Source organism: Dyadobacter sp. CY312 (assembly GCF_021390535.1).
GTDB lineage: Bacteria > Bacteroidota > Bacteroidia > Cytophagales > Spirosomataceae > Dyadobacter.
Genome location: NZ_JAJUXG010000008.1, coordinates 37,963 through 55,263, shown reverse-complemented (window position 1 = coordinate 55,263; position 17,301 = coordinate 37,963). Strand labels below are relative to the sequence as shown.

Here is a 17,301-nt window from a genome sequence, read left to right as displayed (position 1 = left end):
TTCGTAACATTAAATGACATTGAACATGAAACTATTTAATATAAAAAATCTTACAAAAGTCTTGTTATGTGGGGCCGTTCTTCTTGGTCCTTCCAGTTGCAGCGACTTTCTTGATGAAAGAAACCCATCTGCTTTACAACCAGATGACTTCTTTACACTTCCCGATCATGCACAATCTGTTGTAAATGCAACCTACGCTGGTCTGCGATTCTATGGAGAGGGAGCAGGTATCTTTTCAGCTAACTGGCAATTGCTGGAAGCGGTAACAGGTACAGCAACTACCCAAACAGGTCAAAACTCGGACTTAAACAACCTGTATTCGCTGACTTACGACGGAAATACAGGCCACGTCAACAACTGGTGGAACGGTTTGTATCGCATCATTGCCAATGCCAACCTTGGTATTGAAAAAATACCTGGTATTACCTTCCCGGCCGCTGATGAAGCAGTGAAGACAAGACTATTGGGTGAGGCTCGATTCCTTAGAGCCTGGTCGTATTTTTATGTTGTGCGTATGTGGGGAGATGCTCCGCTGATTACCAAGCCTCAGACTACCGAGTCACCAGACTTTAGTCCAAGCAGAGCGCCACAGGAGGAAATTTACAAGCTAATTATTGAGGATCTTCTCGCAGCAGAAGCAGCAGGATTACCTGCAACTGCTACTACCGGAAGAGCTACGCAAATGGCAGTAAAATCATTATTGGCAAAAGTGTATCTTACAATGGCTGGTTTCCCGCTAAGCAAAGGGGCATCGCATTATAAGCTTGCAGCAGATAAAGCACTGGAAGTAATCACCTATGCAAAAGCGAATTCAACTACACTGAACCTCTTCCCTACTTACAAAGAGTTACATCAGGAAACTTTGAAAAATCGCGTTGAGCATATATTCCAGATCCAGTACAACAGTACCGTAGCTCAGTTTCCTTTAAACGACTTCTTTCCGAACTTTCAGCCTGTAACTTATTCAGGTCCTAGCGGAACCGGAAGTACTGTCCCAACCACATCTTTCTACAACACGTACGATGATAAGGATCTGCGTAAGAAAAATCAGGAAGGATGGTTCTACACTTCGTATTACACGAATGGTACAGGTGCAGAATTTCAATTGGGAGGGCCTTTTGTATTCAAATACTTCAACATTGCAGCATTAGGCGGACCTGGCGTTACACCAACTAGGTTGAACAACCTGAATGTTAACCTGATCCGTTATGCAGAAGTTCTGTTGATATATGCAGAAGCACAAAACGAGGTTGGTGCTATCACTCAGGAAGCTTATGATTCATTCAAACGCATCCGTGACCGTGCACAGCTTACAACACCTGCGATGGGAACTTATACACAGGCAACGTTCCGTGAAGCAGTTTGGAAAGAACGCTGGCATGAATTCGCTTACGAAGGTATAACCTGGTTTGACATGGTTCGTTTGAGAAAAGTGTTCAACGAAAAAACCAAAGGTTTTGATAATTTCGTAGGACACCTTAACCTGAACGTTGGATCTGGTGTTGAGTTAAAAACAAAACATCTATTATTCCCGCTAGGTATCCAGGAAATGAGAAACAATCCTAACCTTAAACCTCAGAACCCGGAATATCCGCAATAAGGAAAATCTGAAATAATGAAAGGGTCAATCCACGCATCTTCGGATGAAGGATTGACCCTTTTTTCTTTTATTCCCATAGTTTTCTTTTAACTTCAAGTATAAAGCGAATAACAATCAGGGAACTAATATGTCGGTAAACATTTGGGAAAATTACAAAACTAAGACACTTTCAAAACCTTTCCTCAATTGGTTTACCACAATCTTGCTAACCTGTTTCGCTGGTTTCTTCAATATCATTTATGCCCAAATTGAAATTACCAGCCCGGTTAATAACCAGGTGATGCAGCGCGATACATTAGGTTTTGCAAGAATTCAGATAACAGCATACAGCTACTTCCCATACCAAAGAATCGAAGCTAAACTCACCGCTCTGCCCGGCAATCCACATACCCAGGTAACGACCAACTTCGATATAGACCAGCTTTCTGAGGGTTTTCTGCATACTACGATACGGGCGGAAAGTGGCTGGTACAAGTTGACTTTAACGGGATTTTCACCTAACGGATTTATTGATTCCACCATAGTTCCCAGAGTTGGAGTTGGAGAAGTATTTCTGATCGCCGGTAATTCCAATGCAATGGGACTACCCGATCTTGGAGCAAAGAGTGCAACGGATAACGTTATCACTTTCAACGGGACAAATAAAATTCTTAATAAGGAAAACATCACGGTTGCGCCGGATTTACCTATGCCCGCTCCAAAGTTCAGCACGATTGAAGCTAAAAGTTCTCTATTTCCAACGGGCGAAACTTCGTGGTATTGGGGCGAATTGGGAGATATGCTTTCTAAAAAACTTAACGTCCCGATTCTGTTTTTAAATGCGGCCTGGGCAGCGGCAAACTCGGAGAATTACCGAGACGGTGCCATGGGAAAAGATGCTTACAATCTCTATGTTGGAAAAAACTGGCCAAACCGACAGCCTTACAGCAACATCAAAAACACACTTCGCTACTACAATTCATGGCTGGGAATAAGGGCTGTATTCTGGGCTCATGGCGAAAATGATGCGCAACATGGTTTTACCGAGGAAGCGTATTTCAACAATATCAAAACACTCATAGACAACAGTCGCCGTGACGCGGGTTACCTATCACCATGGATACTTGCCAGGAGTTCGGCCGGAGAAGTATATCCAAGACCTTATCAGCCCGTCATCGATGCGCAAAACCGGCTTTTTGCAATAAAAAATTACCAAGCCTACCTGGGACCAAATCTGGATTCGGTTCAGATACCACGCCCAAAACATGGCCATTTTGAAAATATCAATGGCGGTTTACAAGGTCTCACAATGGCAGCCACCGCCTGGAATCGTACCCTGACTGATTCTTTTCTAAAAAAATCAGTACCTGTCCAGCCAAAATATGTGATTCATACAGGCGTGACACCTTCGGAACTGAAACCGGGGAGTTCTTTCCTTTTGCCTTACACCGTTGCCGGAAGTGCTCTCACTTCGATTCCTGTACATGCAGAACTGCTCAATGATGCCGGGGAATTTGTTGATACAGTTGGTGTAGGAAATAAAACTCCGTTAACCATTACACTGCCGCAAAACCTAAAATCCGGCAAGTACAGGCTACGGGTAACGGGTTCGATGCCGATCATGCCGGGTAGTGTTTCCACAGCCATTTACGTCAATGAAGCTACGGCACACAACCAATATTTAAATCGTCTGGAAGCGCGTAAAGAAGGTCAGTTGATTCATATTTCCTGGTTGGTGAGTGCCAATCCTGACCTGAGAAAAATGGTTCTTCAAAAAACAACGAATGGGGAAAACTACATGGATGTCAGCAGCATTGAAGCTATGGACAATGAAGCCAATTCCCGTATTTATTCCTATGCGGATCAAAACAGTGGTGAAGGCAGCATTTTTTATCGGGTGATTTTGGAATTTTCAAATGGAGAAATACGCTTCTCTCCCATCGCGACGGTGTTTCAGAATGGTGCACCTCCTCATTTTCTGGTATTTCCCAACCCGGTAACAAGTCAACAATTCCATTTAAGATCTGATACGGAAAATCAGATTTTGGAATGCAGATTATATGACATTTCAGGAAAGGAACATAGACTCACAACCAATGACCGCGAAATGGCAGGAACAATTACAGCAAGACCAATTTCTCATTTACCTGCGGGTAACTACATACTCCGTATCACTTCCGATTTAGGCACCAGCTCTCAAATCATTTTATTCAGATAAAAAAAAGCAGACACCGATGTGCCTGCTCCCATTGTATATGCAAGATGAACCTTATTAACCTTCAAATAAATTACCTAACTTTCCAATCACTGATCCACTTTCTTTTCCGGCATTACCACCTCCAAGCGAAAGGCGTTGAATCAATTTAGAAATCGGCATCGACTGTATCCAGCAGCGACCTGTACCTCTCAAAGTAGCTAAAAACATTCCTTCTCCACCAAACACCATTGATTTCAGACCACCTGAGCGTTGTATATCAAAACTCAATGATTGCTCGAATGCAACTACGCAGCCGGTATCTACTCGCAAGGTTTCATTATTTAACTGACGCTCCATCACCACACCGCCGGCATGTACAAATGCCATACCGTCTCCCTTCAATTTCTGCAATATGAATCCTTCTCCCCCAAATAGACCAGAACCGAAACGCTGGTTAAAGTGGATTTTCATACTGGTTCCCATAGCAGCACAAAGAAATCCGTCTTTTTGAACGATCAACTCGTTGCTATAAATCTTAGAAAGATCAATTGGCATAATCGTACCCGGATAGGGCGCCGAAAATGCAACCTTTCTCTTTCCTACACCCCTGTTGGTAAAATGCGTCATAAACAGAGATTCGCCTGTGAGAACACGTGTACCTGCCTGAAAAATTTTGCCCATAATGCTCTGATTCGCTTCCGAGCCATCACCCATTTTGGTCTCAAACTGAATACCGTCTTCCATAAAAAGCATAGCACCAGCCTCCGCAATTACTGTTTCGTTAGGATCAAGTTCAATTTCAACGACCTGGATATCGTCGCCGATGATTTTGTAGTCAATTTCGTGTGAGAACATGTTTCAAAAATTAAGGTTTATGGGCCAATGGCAAGGAGCAGGGAGTTAAGGCAAAATGCCCCCTGCCCTACACTCCTATTCTTCTTCGTCAGATTTCTTCTTAGACTTACGGGTTTTTCTTCCCGGAATATCTTCGCGGTCACGCAGCTTTTTATCGTCTACATTTTTATTCAAAAACTCATTGATGCGATCCATATCAAAAGTGGTAGAAATCTCACCAAATGAATTGATCTGAATATCAAACCCTTCCAGATCTTTGTGTACCCGCGGCTTTTCGTTAGCGGGCTTAGCCGCATCGGCTTGCTTTTTCTTCGCCATATTTATTAGCTTTCGGCTGTCAGCTTTCGGCTATTGGCCTATGGCATCCTGCCTATGAAAAATGTATTAATGTAAGAATCTGTTGCTATCTCATCCAATGCCAAACGAAATTACCGGAGGCACTTTATATTGACAAATCAAATTGATCGAACGGTATTATTGAAACTATGCCAGGCGAATTTGGGCAGGTAAACGGTCGAGCGAGTTACTCAGTCTGTTTATTACTTCTTCCCTTCCCAATATCTCCATAATGACCATCAGGTCTGGTCCGGCTCCGGCTCCGGTAACTGCCAGCCTCAACGCCTGCATGATTTTACCCATCTTAATGCCCTGCGCCTCCATATTCGCTGAAAGTGCGGCTTTGATCTGATCTGCTACAAAATCTCCTTCAAAAGCTTCCAGAGCGTCCTTGAAACCAGTAATGGCGTTCACAGCTTCCTCATTCCATTTTTTTATCACCACATCCTGATCGTATACCTCAGGTGCATTGAACAGGAATACCGATTCATCTGCAATCTCCTTCACAAAATGTACCCGATCTTTCAGCAAATGAACGATCTGAGCTACCTGCTCGTCGGTAACGGCAATTCCTTTTGCAGCGAAAAATGGTTTAACCTGCTCTACAATTGAGGCATCATCCTGCAATTTGAGATATTGCTGATTGAACCAGTTTGCTTTTTGAATATCAAATCTGGCACCTGCTTTGTGTACACGCTCAAAACTGAAAGCCTGAATAAGCTGATCCATATCGAACATTTCCTGCTCAGTTCCGGCGTTCCAGCCAAGCAGTGCCAAAAAGTTAGCCGTTGCCTCGGGAGAATATCCTTCTTCTCTAAAACCCTTTGCTTTATCGCCTGTGTTTGGATCTGTCCATTCAAGCGGGAATATCGGAAATCCACCCAAATCCGCATCTCTTTTGGACAGTTTACCGTTTCCATCAGGCTTCAATAACAGGGGAAGATGCGCAAACTGGGGCATGGTACTTTCCCATCCGAGGTAACGATACAGCAATACGTGCAACGGTGCCGATGGCAACCATTCTTCGCCACGTATCACGTGCGTAATGCCCATCAGATGGTCGTCTACAATATTCGCCAAATGGTAAGTTGGCATACCATCCGATTTCAACAATACCTTGTCGTCAATCTGTGAGGAATGAACCACCACCCACCCACGGATCAGGTCATTAAAACGAATATCTTCCTTGGGCATGATCTTCATGCGGATCACATACGGCTCTCCGCTATCAAGACGTGCCTGTGTTTCTTCTGCCGACAACGTCAGTGAATTTTTCATTTCCTGACGTGTGATCGCATTGTATTGCACAGCAGCAACCTTGGCTTCTTCAAGGCGTTTGCGCATTACATCAAGGTCTTCGGCTGTATCGAAGGCATAGTAAGCCTTTCCTTCCTTAACCAATCTTTCTGCATATTCGCGGTACATTTCCTTGCGTTCGGACTGACGGTAGGGAGCATGCGGCCCACCTGTTTGCGGTCCTTCATCTATTGCAATTCCCAGCCATTCCAATGCTTCAAGAATATATGCTTCTGCACCAGGCACATATCTGTTCTGATCGGTATCTTCAATCCGAAGCAACATTTGACCACCTTGCTGGCGGGCAAACAAATAATTATATAGAGCCGTACGGACACCTCCTGCATGAAGGGGGCCTGTTGGACTAGGGGCAAATCGTACCCTAACTGGTAACTTGTTCATTATTTTAACATTAACTTTTGAAATTTTGTCAGGGGTTATGAGGAAATCGTCACTTTTGGTCAGGAGTTGTCATTCGCTATTGGAACTATACTTGATTACTTCCTGACTATTCCTGTCCACACCTGACTACTCGTGACCATTTACTGATCACACCATCCTCTACTCCACTGCAATAACTGAGATTTCAACATTTACGTCTTTGGGAAGACGGGCTACCTGAACGGTTTCACGTGCGGGAGGTTCACTTTTGAAGAAGCTGCCGTAAATTTCATTTACTGCGGCAAAGTCATTCATGTCTTTCAGAAAGATGCTTGACTTTACAACGTTACCGAAACCGAATCCGGCAGCGCCAAGAATGTGTCCGATGTTTTGCATGACAACTCCCGCTTCTGCTTTGATATCACCCGATTGCGCAAGTTCAGCTGCAATTTGGCCGGATACATAAAGTGTTCCGTTAACTTTTACAGCCTGGCTGTATGGCCCGATTGGAGCAGGCGCTTTATCTGAAAATATGATCTCTTTTGCCATTGAAATAAATGATGAATGAGAGGATGACTGCTTGCTGGATAAATCCTGAACAACCAGACGTCTCTGCAAGTGATTTAATCCTGCAAAAGTATCAAAAAAATACGGTATGAGGGCTTCCTTATTGCACTTCAAATAGTGCTTTTAATTCAGTAGCTTCCGAAGGATTCATACGTCCGGCAAGTACGAGCCTGAGTTGGCGGCGGCGTAATGCACTAATGAACAACTCCTTTTCTTCCTCGGTCTCGGCATCTAATGGCGGCACTTCGATGGGTCGGCCATTTTGATCAACGGCAACGAAAGTATAAAACGCACGATTGGTACTTATTCTTTGTCCTGCGGGAATGTCTTCGGCCCACACTTCCAGAAAAACTTCCATGGAAGAATTGAACGAACGCGTTACTTTGGCTTTCATGGTTACAATATTTCCTAAACGGATCGGCTCGGTGAAAGAAACGTTGTCCACGGATGCCGTTACAACAATACGGTTGGAATGTCTTTGTGCGGAAATGGCGGCACAAATATCCATCCAGTGAAGCAAGCGGCCTCCCATTAAGTTATTAAGCGTATTGGTATCGTTGGGAAGAACCATTTCAGTCATGATGACCTCTGATTCATGCGGTTTTTTAGACTTTAACATAATGCTTTAATAATGCTGATCAGAACTTTGGGCAGCGTGTTTTCTTTCTTTCTCTTGCCTGCATTCTGTTCCCAATTAAATAGGTTGCACGAAATTGCAGGAACAGATACATATCGCTGATCTTGGTAGTGCCTCTGTGCCATCCCGGCTCTTGCTTCGTCAATCCGGGTACCTCCCAGGTCCGGTCTGATAGCTGTCGGGCCTGTTCACTCGGAAGTTTATCAAACTCAGGAAAGACCCCGCTCACGTCATCCAGATAGTCGGAAGTAGAATAGGTATTGTTCAGTTCCAATCCTAAACTCAGGCGATCAAATGCCTGAACCGAAACACCTATTCCTCCTGTGATGACAAGCGGCACTCTGTTGTATTTCACTCCCCCTGTTTGGTACTGAGGTAATTTATACCAGGTTCCGTTTTGTTCTGCCTGAGGTGTCAGATAGGTTAATCCCAGACCACCGTATAAATACGGATTGACCATTTTATGATCATTAAAAGCAAACAAATCTGCCTGAATCCCAAGGTTCAAATCGGGATTACGGGTACGAAACGATAGATTCGTTATTGGATGTGGACCGCCAGATACCTGATAAAAGCGAAGTTCGCCACGTGCACTCAATTGCTCCGTGAGACGGTAAAGGCCGCCGATAGAAACAGCCGGACCGATACCCAGATTTTTTTTACCCGATGTCTTGCTCAAATCGCCCATATAGTAAGCAACGCCCACCCCACCGGTAAGACTCATCACGCCAAAAGGGGCAACGTACTTCCCATTGTATTGATTGCGCTTTTGCGAGTAGGCATCAGCAGACAACAAACCTATACCTGTAAGAAGCAGTAATGTAAATATGTAACGTGTCATTAAATTTTAATTTCAGGTCCTCAATTTTGAAAAAACTATAACTAATTAAAATTGAAGAAGAGAGGAAAACGTCCGTAAATATATTACTCTTAAAATGATATGTTGTGTTTTGAGTCAATTTCAAAAAGAAAAAGCCGGATGTAACTCCGGCTCTGACTGACTTTATGATGCAATAGCTTTTTGCTTAATCTCTTTTCACCGAGCTTGCTCCCGAAGTATTTGAATGCACATCCTTCACACTTCCCGAATAACGGATACTGCTTGCGCCACTTGCCTCAGCACGTAAAGCATTGTTGGCAACAACCGCAGCACTGCTTGCTCCGGACGCCTCCATGTTCACTTCTTTGGCCTGAAAATCACGTCCTTTGAAAGAGGAAGCTCCTGATATTTCACCGTTTAAAGTGTTTGTCTGTCCGGACAAAACTAATGATGAAGCACCAGACAAATCCATAGATACCTTCTGAGCGTTTAGCGCCATCGTCACCTTGGATGCTCCTGAAACTTCTATGTCCATATTGGTCACGCCCGAGAACTTCTCAACTGTTGCTGTACTCGCACCTGAAAAATCGACGCCCTGTAAAGATGGCATAGTGATACTTACATTCACCGTCTTACGGTTTTTATTCCAACCATTTGATTTATAACCCAGTTTAAACTCTCCTCCGGATACCTTCCCTTCAAGGTCGTTGATATCTTCGCTTCGGCCTGTGGTGGTAACACTGAATTTGCTTCCCTGTTTAACGTCAATTTTGAATGCACTGCCCATTGACAATTTGGTAAAACCCGACACCTGGAAACTACGACTCTCCTGAGCAAAAGCATTAACAGCTATAACCACTAAAAGGAAACCCGAGAATAAAAGCTTTTTCATGACTAAATGTTTTAGGTTGATTTTGACAATAGATGTTCAATCATTTCAAAAAGTTGCATCCGGCTCATTTAAAATAAACCGGATGCCCTCATTTCATTATTCCTGAACATTTATCTTGCTTGCTCCACTTGTATTTTTTCTGATGTGGTTAACATGTCCAAGTTGTGCTTTTGATGCACCGGATGCGTCAACCTCTGCATTTTCAATACTCATACGTGTAGCATCCAATTTACAAGCGCCATGCAGATCCAGATCTACCGATTTTGCTGAGCCACGCAAAGTAGCTTGTGAAGCACCAGACAAATCCATCACCAGCTCATTCACAGATACGTCAATTTCAGTTTTTGAAGCACCGGATACCGATACATTCAATTTATTAAGATTGGTAAAACCTGAAACCCTTGCTTTATTAGCTCCAGAAAGCTCTATTCCGTCAACTGTTGGCATGGTGATTACCACTCCAACCCTGTTCCACTTTTTGTTATCGAAAAGACTAAAACCTGATTTACGTTTTACGATCAAAATACCGTTTTCAACTTTCACATCCAGATCTTCTACATCACTTTCTTCACCATCTGCCGATACACTAAACTCAGCTCCCTGACGAACACTGATCGAATAAGCTCCGCCCAGATCAATTTTCTTAAAGTCCTGAGCCTGGAATTGTTTGATATAAGCTCCACGCTGTCCTAAATCCAGATCTCCGTCTTCATCACTAAAAGAGGAATAATCTTCACTCTGCTCTTCTTCGTGGTTATCGTTTTGTCTGATGTACTTCGCTGGAATATTGATACAAACCAATCCTGAATCACGACGTATCGCCCAACGGAGAGTCTTCCAGTCAACATCATCCCCACCTAGTTCATAACTATCCATACGATCGTAATTCCCGCTGTTGTGTCTAACCTGATACCAGAAGTTACGGGTGATAGCAAAAGGCCTATCATAAGGAATATGCAGAGTCAAGTCGATCCTCTGATCACGGAACGGACCAGTTTTTCCTAATTCAGGACCTTCCGAGAAATAGAATACAGAATCGTTTCTAACAGTAACATCATATTTAATCTTTGACGCAATGGCCTCCGCATCTACACGGCTTTTTCCTCTCGACGAAACTGTTTTTTCCAACTTCAAACTATCTGAGCCTAAGTAACCAGCCAATTTAATATCAACATCGACATTCTCGGCTTCATCGGTATCGTCCTGATCCAAAGTAAGTGTTCTGGCAGGAGCTGCGTAATACAAGGTTTGCGAATACTCCCCTCTTTTCGCATAGTTTTGCTGAAACGCAATTCCCTGAATGGTACTGATTACAATACCTACGATCCAAAGTCCAAGTAATGTGAGCCACACGGAACCACCTACTATTTTTTTGTTGGATAAAAGTGTAAGACCTAATAAAAGAATTGTAATGATAGGCACAGCAGCGGCCAGAGTACCGGAAAGAAACAGACTGGTTGGAATCTCCTGAAAAATCATCAGAGGAACAGGCATGTTTTCGAAAGGTGTCACATTGGTAAGTCCTAAGACAACCGCTCCTCCTACCACAATTGTGAACAACGAAAGCGCTGAAATACCTACCAAAATAACCCCGATTAAAATTCTCAGCACAGGGCCGAGTCCTTTAAGCAACTTCCCCAAAGCACCGATAACAAGCGCTATTGCGCGAAATGGAAACAGAAGCAATTTGGTAACAACGTGTTCTTCACCACTTTTTTCATCCAGATTCAGACTTTGTTTGATATTGGATTCAATGTTGGAGAGCGTAATCGGCTCCCCCTGCATTTCCATTTTTTCTGTAAGCGTATTGGCTACGGGGGCAATCACCCACAGAACGATGTAGATAAGCACACCCGTTCCAAAAAGTAATATTGATAAAACCCATAGAAAACGAACCACACCTAGATCCACACCAAAATACGACGCAACTCCGGCAGCAACCCCACCTACAACTTTACGATCCGGATCGCGGTAGAATTTCTTAATCTGAGTATCTTCTTCCAGCGTTACCGACCCAGGGAATGCAACCCACATCGCTATATAAACCAAAACGGCTATTCCGGATAAGGGCCCGAAGAAGTCCTCCATATTCATACCCATTGCTCCCTGCAAGGGTAGAAATCCAACGACTGTCATCAGGAATATCAACCTCACCCAAAGCGGGTCGATGGTGAAATGATGAGCCAAACCGGCTGCTACACCGCCTAAAAGTTTTCTGCGTAAATCGCGGTATAATTTTCTAGGTCCGGTTGTGGTTGTAGTAGTACGAGGTTCAGGAGCATTGTATGAAGAACTCGTTTGCTCTTCAAAGCTGTCTCTTGGCGTAGCAGAAGTAAGCGGTTCCGAAATAAAATCCTCGGATTGCTCAATGGCTTCAAAGTCTGCCACAGTACCCATAGCTGCAATAAGCTCATCCACATCGCCCAGTGAAATTACTTGCTTGCTTTCAACCTTTTGTTTGTTCAAAAACCGCTCGGCTACCCTTCCTTCTATGTCCGAAAGGATTTCTTTGCTGTCTTCAAACGAAGAAAAATATTTCTGAATTGAGGAGAGATATCCTTTTAGCTTCTCGTAGCCATCTTCCTCTATATGAAAGATGATGCCACCTATATTTATGCTGATTGTCTTTTTCATGATTGTAAAAATCGAGTGTCTTTAATTGATCAGTTAGGATTGGATGTGCCGCTCTTGCTTAATTCCTCGGTACGATGAATCACTGTTTGAACAGAATCTGCCAGCTCAAACCATGTTGCCTGCATTGCATCCAGAAATATCTTCCCCTCATCAGTCAAAACATAGTATTTTCTCGGTGGTCCCGATGAAGACTCCACCCATTTATAATCCAGCCAGCCAGAATTTTTTAGCCTCGTCAATAGTGGATACAACGTTCCCTCCACAACCATAATCCGCGCGGAAGTCAGCTCATCCAGCATATCGGAAGCGTATACTTCGCCCCTCGATATGATGTGCAGGATACAGAATTCCAGAATTCCTTTCCGCATCTGCACTTGGGCATTTTCAATATTCATATTGGGTTCATGTGTTTATTAATGAATTTTATTTCATGGCTAATAGATAAGATTTTCACTTTCTACCTTACAAAGGTATACACAGGTACTTTGCGATGCAAGGTACCATGTTAAAAAAATTTTCATGAAGTGATGAATGGTTGATTATCAATGCCGATCGGCAATAATTCAGGACTGATTTCAAATTGTTCCTGATTTAATTTATATTTTCAAAAAATAACTAAACCAAATCAGCGCTTTGTCTTCAAAACCTCATCTGTATCTGATCGCTGCAATGAGCGAAAATCACGTAATCGGCATCAACAACCGCCTACCATGGCACCTGCCCGATGAATGGAAAAACTTCCGGAAAGTGACCGAAGGAAAACCTTTTTTGATGGGACGAAAAAGCTACGATGCACCCGATGCACTGCATTCTGAATATCGCAATGTGGTTTTAACGGAACACCCTGAAAACAACCAAACCGGAAGCCCGGAATATGCTTACGATCTGGAGACGGCATTGGCGTTACTTCGGGACGAAAATGAAGTATTTGTATTGGGAGGAGCATCGGTATTCAGGCAAACGCTGCCACTTGCCGAAAAGCTTTTCCTCACCATAGTTCATGCCCATATTGACGGAGACGCATCATTCCCCGCTCTTAATGCAGGAGAATGGGAACTGGTAAATTCCGAATACCACGGCATTGACGAGGAGCACGCTTACTCTTTTTCGATGAATGTATATGAAAGAAAGGCACCTGCGACATAAGGAAGTTATAGAAAGCCGCTTCATTCACGCTGCTTTCAGATTATTCGTTGTCGTTTCCCTTCTCAGTATTCTCTCTGTTTTTAGCGCAAAGGCGCAAGGTGTCGTTCCGGATGAATGGATCAGTAACCGGCAGACTTACCTGAGAATTGCCATAACACATACCGGACTTTACAGCATCAGCGGTCAGGAACTGAAACAAGCCGGTTTGCCCATTGAAAATATTCCAGCTTCTGCTCTACAAATATTCAGGCGAGGGAAAGAAGTTGCAATCGAAGTGAAAAGCAATGATACCGTAAAATTGAATAACCAAAGTTCAATCTCCTTTTTTGGTGAAGCCAATGACGGTCGGCTGGATTCTGCACTTTACATCAGCCCCAATGCAATCCCACATAGCAAGTACAGCCTGTATTCCGACACAGCCATTTATTTTCTAACATGGAGAGTCGATGGTTTGCCTGGAAAAAGAATGACGAAATCTCCCAACAGTACGCCTGCGGACACAATCAATTACCACATTCAGGTGCATGAAGAGCTCTTCACAAGTCATTACAGTACCGGAAATTTCTACCCACCCGGAACCGGTTTCAACAATGGAATTGCACGCACTGAATATGACACAGGCGAAGGCTGGACTGGCAAAACACTTCAAAATTCCTGGCAGACTCTTGATATCAACACCAGCGGATTCATCCCAAGTCTGATTGACCAATGTGAAATTGAGCTTGTTTTGGCTGGAAGGGCATCCGGAAAACATGCGCTTGAAATTTGGACAGGAGCCGAAGATAACTTGGGGAGAAAAATAAATACAATAAACCTGACCGACTTTCAGCCTGCAACTTTTCGTTTTAAACTAACTCGGGAGGATTTGGCAAAAGTGCTACTTCCAAATGGAAAAATTGTTTTATCAGTCTATGCCAATACGGGTACTATTTCCGTATCCTATACCAAATGGCGGTATCCTCAAAAAACAAGTCTGACTACAAGTAATACCCAAAAGGTCTTTCATTTCGACATCCAACACCACAACAGTTTTTGGGACACAGGCAATGCCAGTAATTGGGAATTTTACGATTCTTCCGATCCTTTGCAGCTCAAAATCCCCGACATTCAGGAAAACGGAATTAACCTCAACAATACCAGTCAGATTATAGCTGTAAAAGAAAGATTGAAAGTGAATTCCATGCGGCTGATCGATTTCACTCCACTGGATTCTCTGTCAGATTATCTGATCGTCTCACACCCGACAGTTCGTAAGACAGCAAATGGAATGGATCCTGTTGAGGAATATGCAAATTACAGGTCATCATCAAAGGGTGGCAATTACAAAGTCGGTGTAATAAACATTGACGAAGTCTTCAACCGATACAATTACGGGGAGCCTGGCCCCTTGGCAATCAGGAATATGATCAGTAGTTTGGCGAAGAAAGGATCATTGAAATTTGTATTCCTCATTGGTCGATCTTCCGATCCGCAAACTGCCCGTAAACGTGCTGATGCAAGAACTTTCGACATGATTCCCAATGCGGGCTGGCCTGGTTCCGATCTGGCTCTTGCTATGAATATAGATAGTATATTAACTCACGTCCCGGCAATACCCATTGGAAGAATAAATGCTTCCACGGCAGATGAGGTCGCCATTTATCTGCAAAAAGTGATCGACTTAGAAGCACAGCCAGCTTCCGCTCCCTGGCGTAAAAACATACTCCACCTCAGCGGAGGACGGTCATTTGACGAAATCGAAACATTTAAAACATACACTAAATCGTTTGAAGAGAAAATCTCCCATTCATCTCTGGCAGCTCACATCGAAACCATTTCCAAACAAACGGAGCAGGAAGTGGAGCAATTTCCCATTGAAGAAACAATCAACAAAGGTGTTGCTTTAATGACGCTCTTCGGGCATTCAGGAATTGACGTCACAGACATTGATATCGGCTACGCAAGCGACGAAAACCGCAAATACAAAAACCGGCCATTTTACCCGGCCGTGATTGCAAACGGCTGTGCATTGGGAAGCATATTTTTCTCACCAAAAACCATTAGCAGTGACTGGATATTCTCTCCAAATAATGGAGCCGTTTTGTTTCTTGCTCATACGTTTAACGGACTTTCTTCGGCACTCAAACATTATACCGATTCCTTTTACGATGTTCTGGCCGATCCGGAATTTACCAGCCAGCCTTTTGGAATAATACAAAAAGAAGCTATCAGAAGAAATTTGCAACAGCACACTACACTATCAGACATCATCACTGCCCAGCAAATGAACCTACATGGTGATCCTGCAATACGGATTTTCCCGGCAACTTTATCCGATTACGCATTTGACTCAACTGCCTTCGAATGCACTGACCTAAAAGGAAATAGTACTACATCATGGAGCGATTCTCTCAGAATTAAGATTTTGGTAAAAAATTACGGACGTTACAAAAATCAGCTTTACAAGTTATCAGTCACAAATTCCGACCGCAAGGTTATTTATCAAACCAAAAGAGATGCCTTTTTTATCAGTGACACGCTCTATATCAAGATCACCAACCCTTTTTCTGAATCAGGAATACCTCATTTGACCATGATGATTGATCCTGAAAACGAAATAGCTGAGGAATCGGAGCAAAATAATGAGTACAAACTTCTTTTGAATATTCCCGAAGGTGGCGTCTTTCCACTACTTCCGACAAATGGTTTTGTCACCAACAAGGCGTCGACAGAACTCATTGCCCAATTAGCATCCGGAAGAAATGATGGTCAGGTGGTTTTTGAGTGGGATTCTACCGCAACATTTTCTAATTCTCAGCAGAGAACGGTAACCATTAACCAATCCATTGCCCGAGTTAAGCTGAATTTCCCTCCCGGATTTAAGCAAATATATTGGCGTGTTTACCTTTCTGAATATCCCGAACGAAAATCCGTAGTTCGTTCAATCCTTCTTAATCGGGAAGCTGAAGACAGTATTGAATTTCCCGAAGCAATAGCGTTTATCAACGGTTTACATTCCGATCAGATACAGGAAGGAGATGTTTTTCGGTTTCATACAGAATTCCGGAACATTACTCATGTATCATTTAAAGATTCGATAACCGTAAAAATCAGACATAAAACAGCTCGTAACACTGAAACTACATTTAAGAAAATTGCACCGTTACGAGCTTTTGAAACAAAAGATTTCACGGCTGATTTCACCACATTGGGATTCCCAGGAAAACACTTTATCTCGGTTACTTTCAACTCAGATTCTCTTCCCGAAGCGATTTATTCCAACAATGAGATTCATTTTACATTTGATGTTATTCCTGATCGAACAGCTCCAATTTTGACCGTACACATCGATAATCGTTTACTTTCCAATGGCGACTTTGTTTCAATAAAGCCGCAAATTGACATTCAGGTAATGGATGAAAACAAATTCCTGATTCGCACAGACACGACGGGCATTGAAGTCTATATCAAAGAAGATTGCCATATGTGCCCTGAAACAAGAATATCACTTTCCAATACCGTCACCAATAGTTATGTGCCCAATGTTTTCCAGGTCAGGCTCGTTGATTTGCCGAAGTTTTCACCTGGAAATTATCTACTTCGTGTTCGGGTAAGGGATGTGAGCGGCAATATTGCGCCTGAATATCGTATGGGGTTTGAGGTAGCCGACTCTTCTTCCATTGGTGAGATTTCAGTTTCACCCAATCCATCAACATCCTATTTCCGGTTTTCACTTTATTTAAGACGTTCGATACCTGATCAATCCGTTAGCCTAACTGTTTCAGATATTTATGGAAAGACCGTTCATCGACAAACCGGTGTATTACACGCCGGCACAAGCGAACTGTTATGGGAGCCTTACAATTTGCCATCGGGAATATATTTTTACAGGATAGAAAATGGCGGAGGCAAACTGCATTCGTATTTTGGAAAGAACAATCACCTGCGCGGGAAAGTGATCTGGCTCCGATAAAGTTTCCTT

At 43.2% G+C, this 17,301-nt stretch carries 13 protein-coding genes; 4 read left to right on the top strand and 9 right to left on the bottom strand.

Features of this window, described 5'->3' with window-relative positions; all coding sequences use genetic code 11:
* Positions 1 to 25: 25 nt before the first annotated feature.
* Both LZG71_RS11585 and LZG71_RS11580 read left to right on the top strand, forming a co-directional pair.
* Positions 26 to 1,600 (top strand): RagB/SusD family nutrient uptake outer membrane protein, encoded by a 1,575-nt coding sequence (locus LZG71_RS11585; protein ID WP_233820601.1) that lies wholly within the window; start codon positions 26 to 28, stop codon positions 1,598 to 1,600.
* A 127-nt stretch (positions 1,601 to 1,727) separates the two neighbouring features.
* Positions 1,728 to 3,797: a T9SS type A sorting domain-containing protein gene (locus tag LZG71_RS11580; protein ID WP_233820600.1), complete on the top strand. Its 2,070-nt coding sequence runs from the start codon at positions 1,728 to 1,730 to the stop codon at positions 3,795 to 3,797.
* Between the two features lie 54 nt (positions 3,798 to 3,851).
* On the opposite strand, the gene LZG71_RS11575 is transcribed toward LZG71_RS11580, so the two are convergent.
* The 9 genes from LZG71_RS11575 to LZG71_RS11535 all read right to left on the bottom strand — a co-directional run bounded on the left by LZG71_RS11575 (position 3,852) and on the right by LZG71_RS11535 (position 12,589).
* Entirely contained in the window at positions 3,852 to 4,631 is a 780-nt protein-coding gene (locus LZG71_RS11575; protein WP_233820599.1) for a TIGR00266 family protein, read from the bottom strand.
* A gap of 75 nt (positions 4,632 to 4,706) precedes the next feature.
* Positions 4,707 to 4,949, bottom strand: coding sequence for a hypothetical protein (locus LZG71_RS11570; RefSeq protein WP_233820598.1), 243 nt, complete (start codon positions 4,947 to 4,949; stop codon positions 4,707 to 4,709).
* Between the two features lie 165 nt (positions 4,950 to 5,114).
* Positions 5,115 to 6,665 (bottom strand): glutamate--tRNA ligase, encoded by a 1,551-nt coding sequence (gene gltX, locus LZG71_RS11565; protein WP_233820597.1) that lies wholly within the window; start codon positions 6,663 to 6,665, stop codon positions 5,115 to 5,117.
* A gap of 159 nt (positions 6,666 to 6,824) precedes the next feature.
* Positions 6,825 to 7,193, bottom strand: a complete 369-nt coding sequence (locus LZG71_RS11560; RefSeq protein WP_233820596.1) for a Rid family detoxifying hydrolase — start codon at positions 7,191 to 7,193, stop codon at positions 6,825 to 6,827.
* 118 nt (positions 7,194 to 7,311) lie between these two features.
* Entirely contained in the window at positions 7,312 to 7,830 is a 519-nt protein-coding gene (locus LZG71_RS11555; protein WP_233820595.1) for an acyl-CoA thioesterase, read from the bottom strand.
* A gap of 19 nt (positions 7,831 to 7,849) precedes the next feature.
* A complete protein-coding gene (locus LZG71_RS11550; protein ID WP_233820594.1) occupies positions 7,850 to 8,689 on the bottom strand; it encodes an outer membrane beta-barrel protein in 840 nt (279 codons plus the stop codon).
* Between the two features lie 184 nt (positions 8,690 to 8,873).
* On the bottom strand, positions 8,874 to 9,560 hold the full coding sequence (locus LZG71_RS11545; protein ID WP_233820592.1) for a head GIN domain-containing protein: 687 nt from the start codon (positions 9,558 to 9,560) through the stop codon (positions 8,874 to 8,876).
* Positions 9,561 to 9,656: 96 nt separating this feature from the next.
* On the bottom strand, positions 9,657 to 12,194 hold the full coding sequence (locus tag LZG71_RS11540; RefSeq protein ID WP_233820589.1) for a PspC domain-containing protein: 2,538 nt from the start codon (positions 12,192 to 12,194) through the stop codon (positions 9,657 to 9,659).
* Between the two features lie 29 nt (positions 12,195 to 12,223).
* Complete coding sequence (locus LZG71_RS11535) at positions 12,224 to 12,589, bottom strand: PadR family transcriptional regulator (protein ID WP_233820587.1); 366 nt, start codon at positions 12,587 to 12,589, stop codon at positions 12,224 to 12,226.
* A gap of 238 nt (positions 12,590 to 12,827) precedes the next feature.
* Here LZG71_RS11535 and LZG71_RS11530 point away from each other — a divergent pair, with 238 nt between their 5' ends.
* On the top strand, positions 12,828 to 13,340 hold the full coding sequence (locus LZG71_RS11530; RefSeq protein ID WP_233820585.1) for a dihydrofolate reductase: 513 nt from the start codon (positions 12,828 to 12,830) through the stop codon (positions 13,338 to 13,340).
* Positions 13,315 to 17,292, top strand: coding sequence for a C25 family cysteine peptidase (locus LZG71_RS11525; RefSeq protein ID WP_233820583.1), 3,978 nt, complete (start codon positions 13,315 to 13,317; stop codon positions 17,290 to 17,292). The genes LZG71_RS11530 and LZG71_RS11525 overlap by 26 nt, the downstream gene beginning before the upstream one ends.
* Positions 17,293 to 17,301 lie beyond the last annotated feature (9 nt).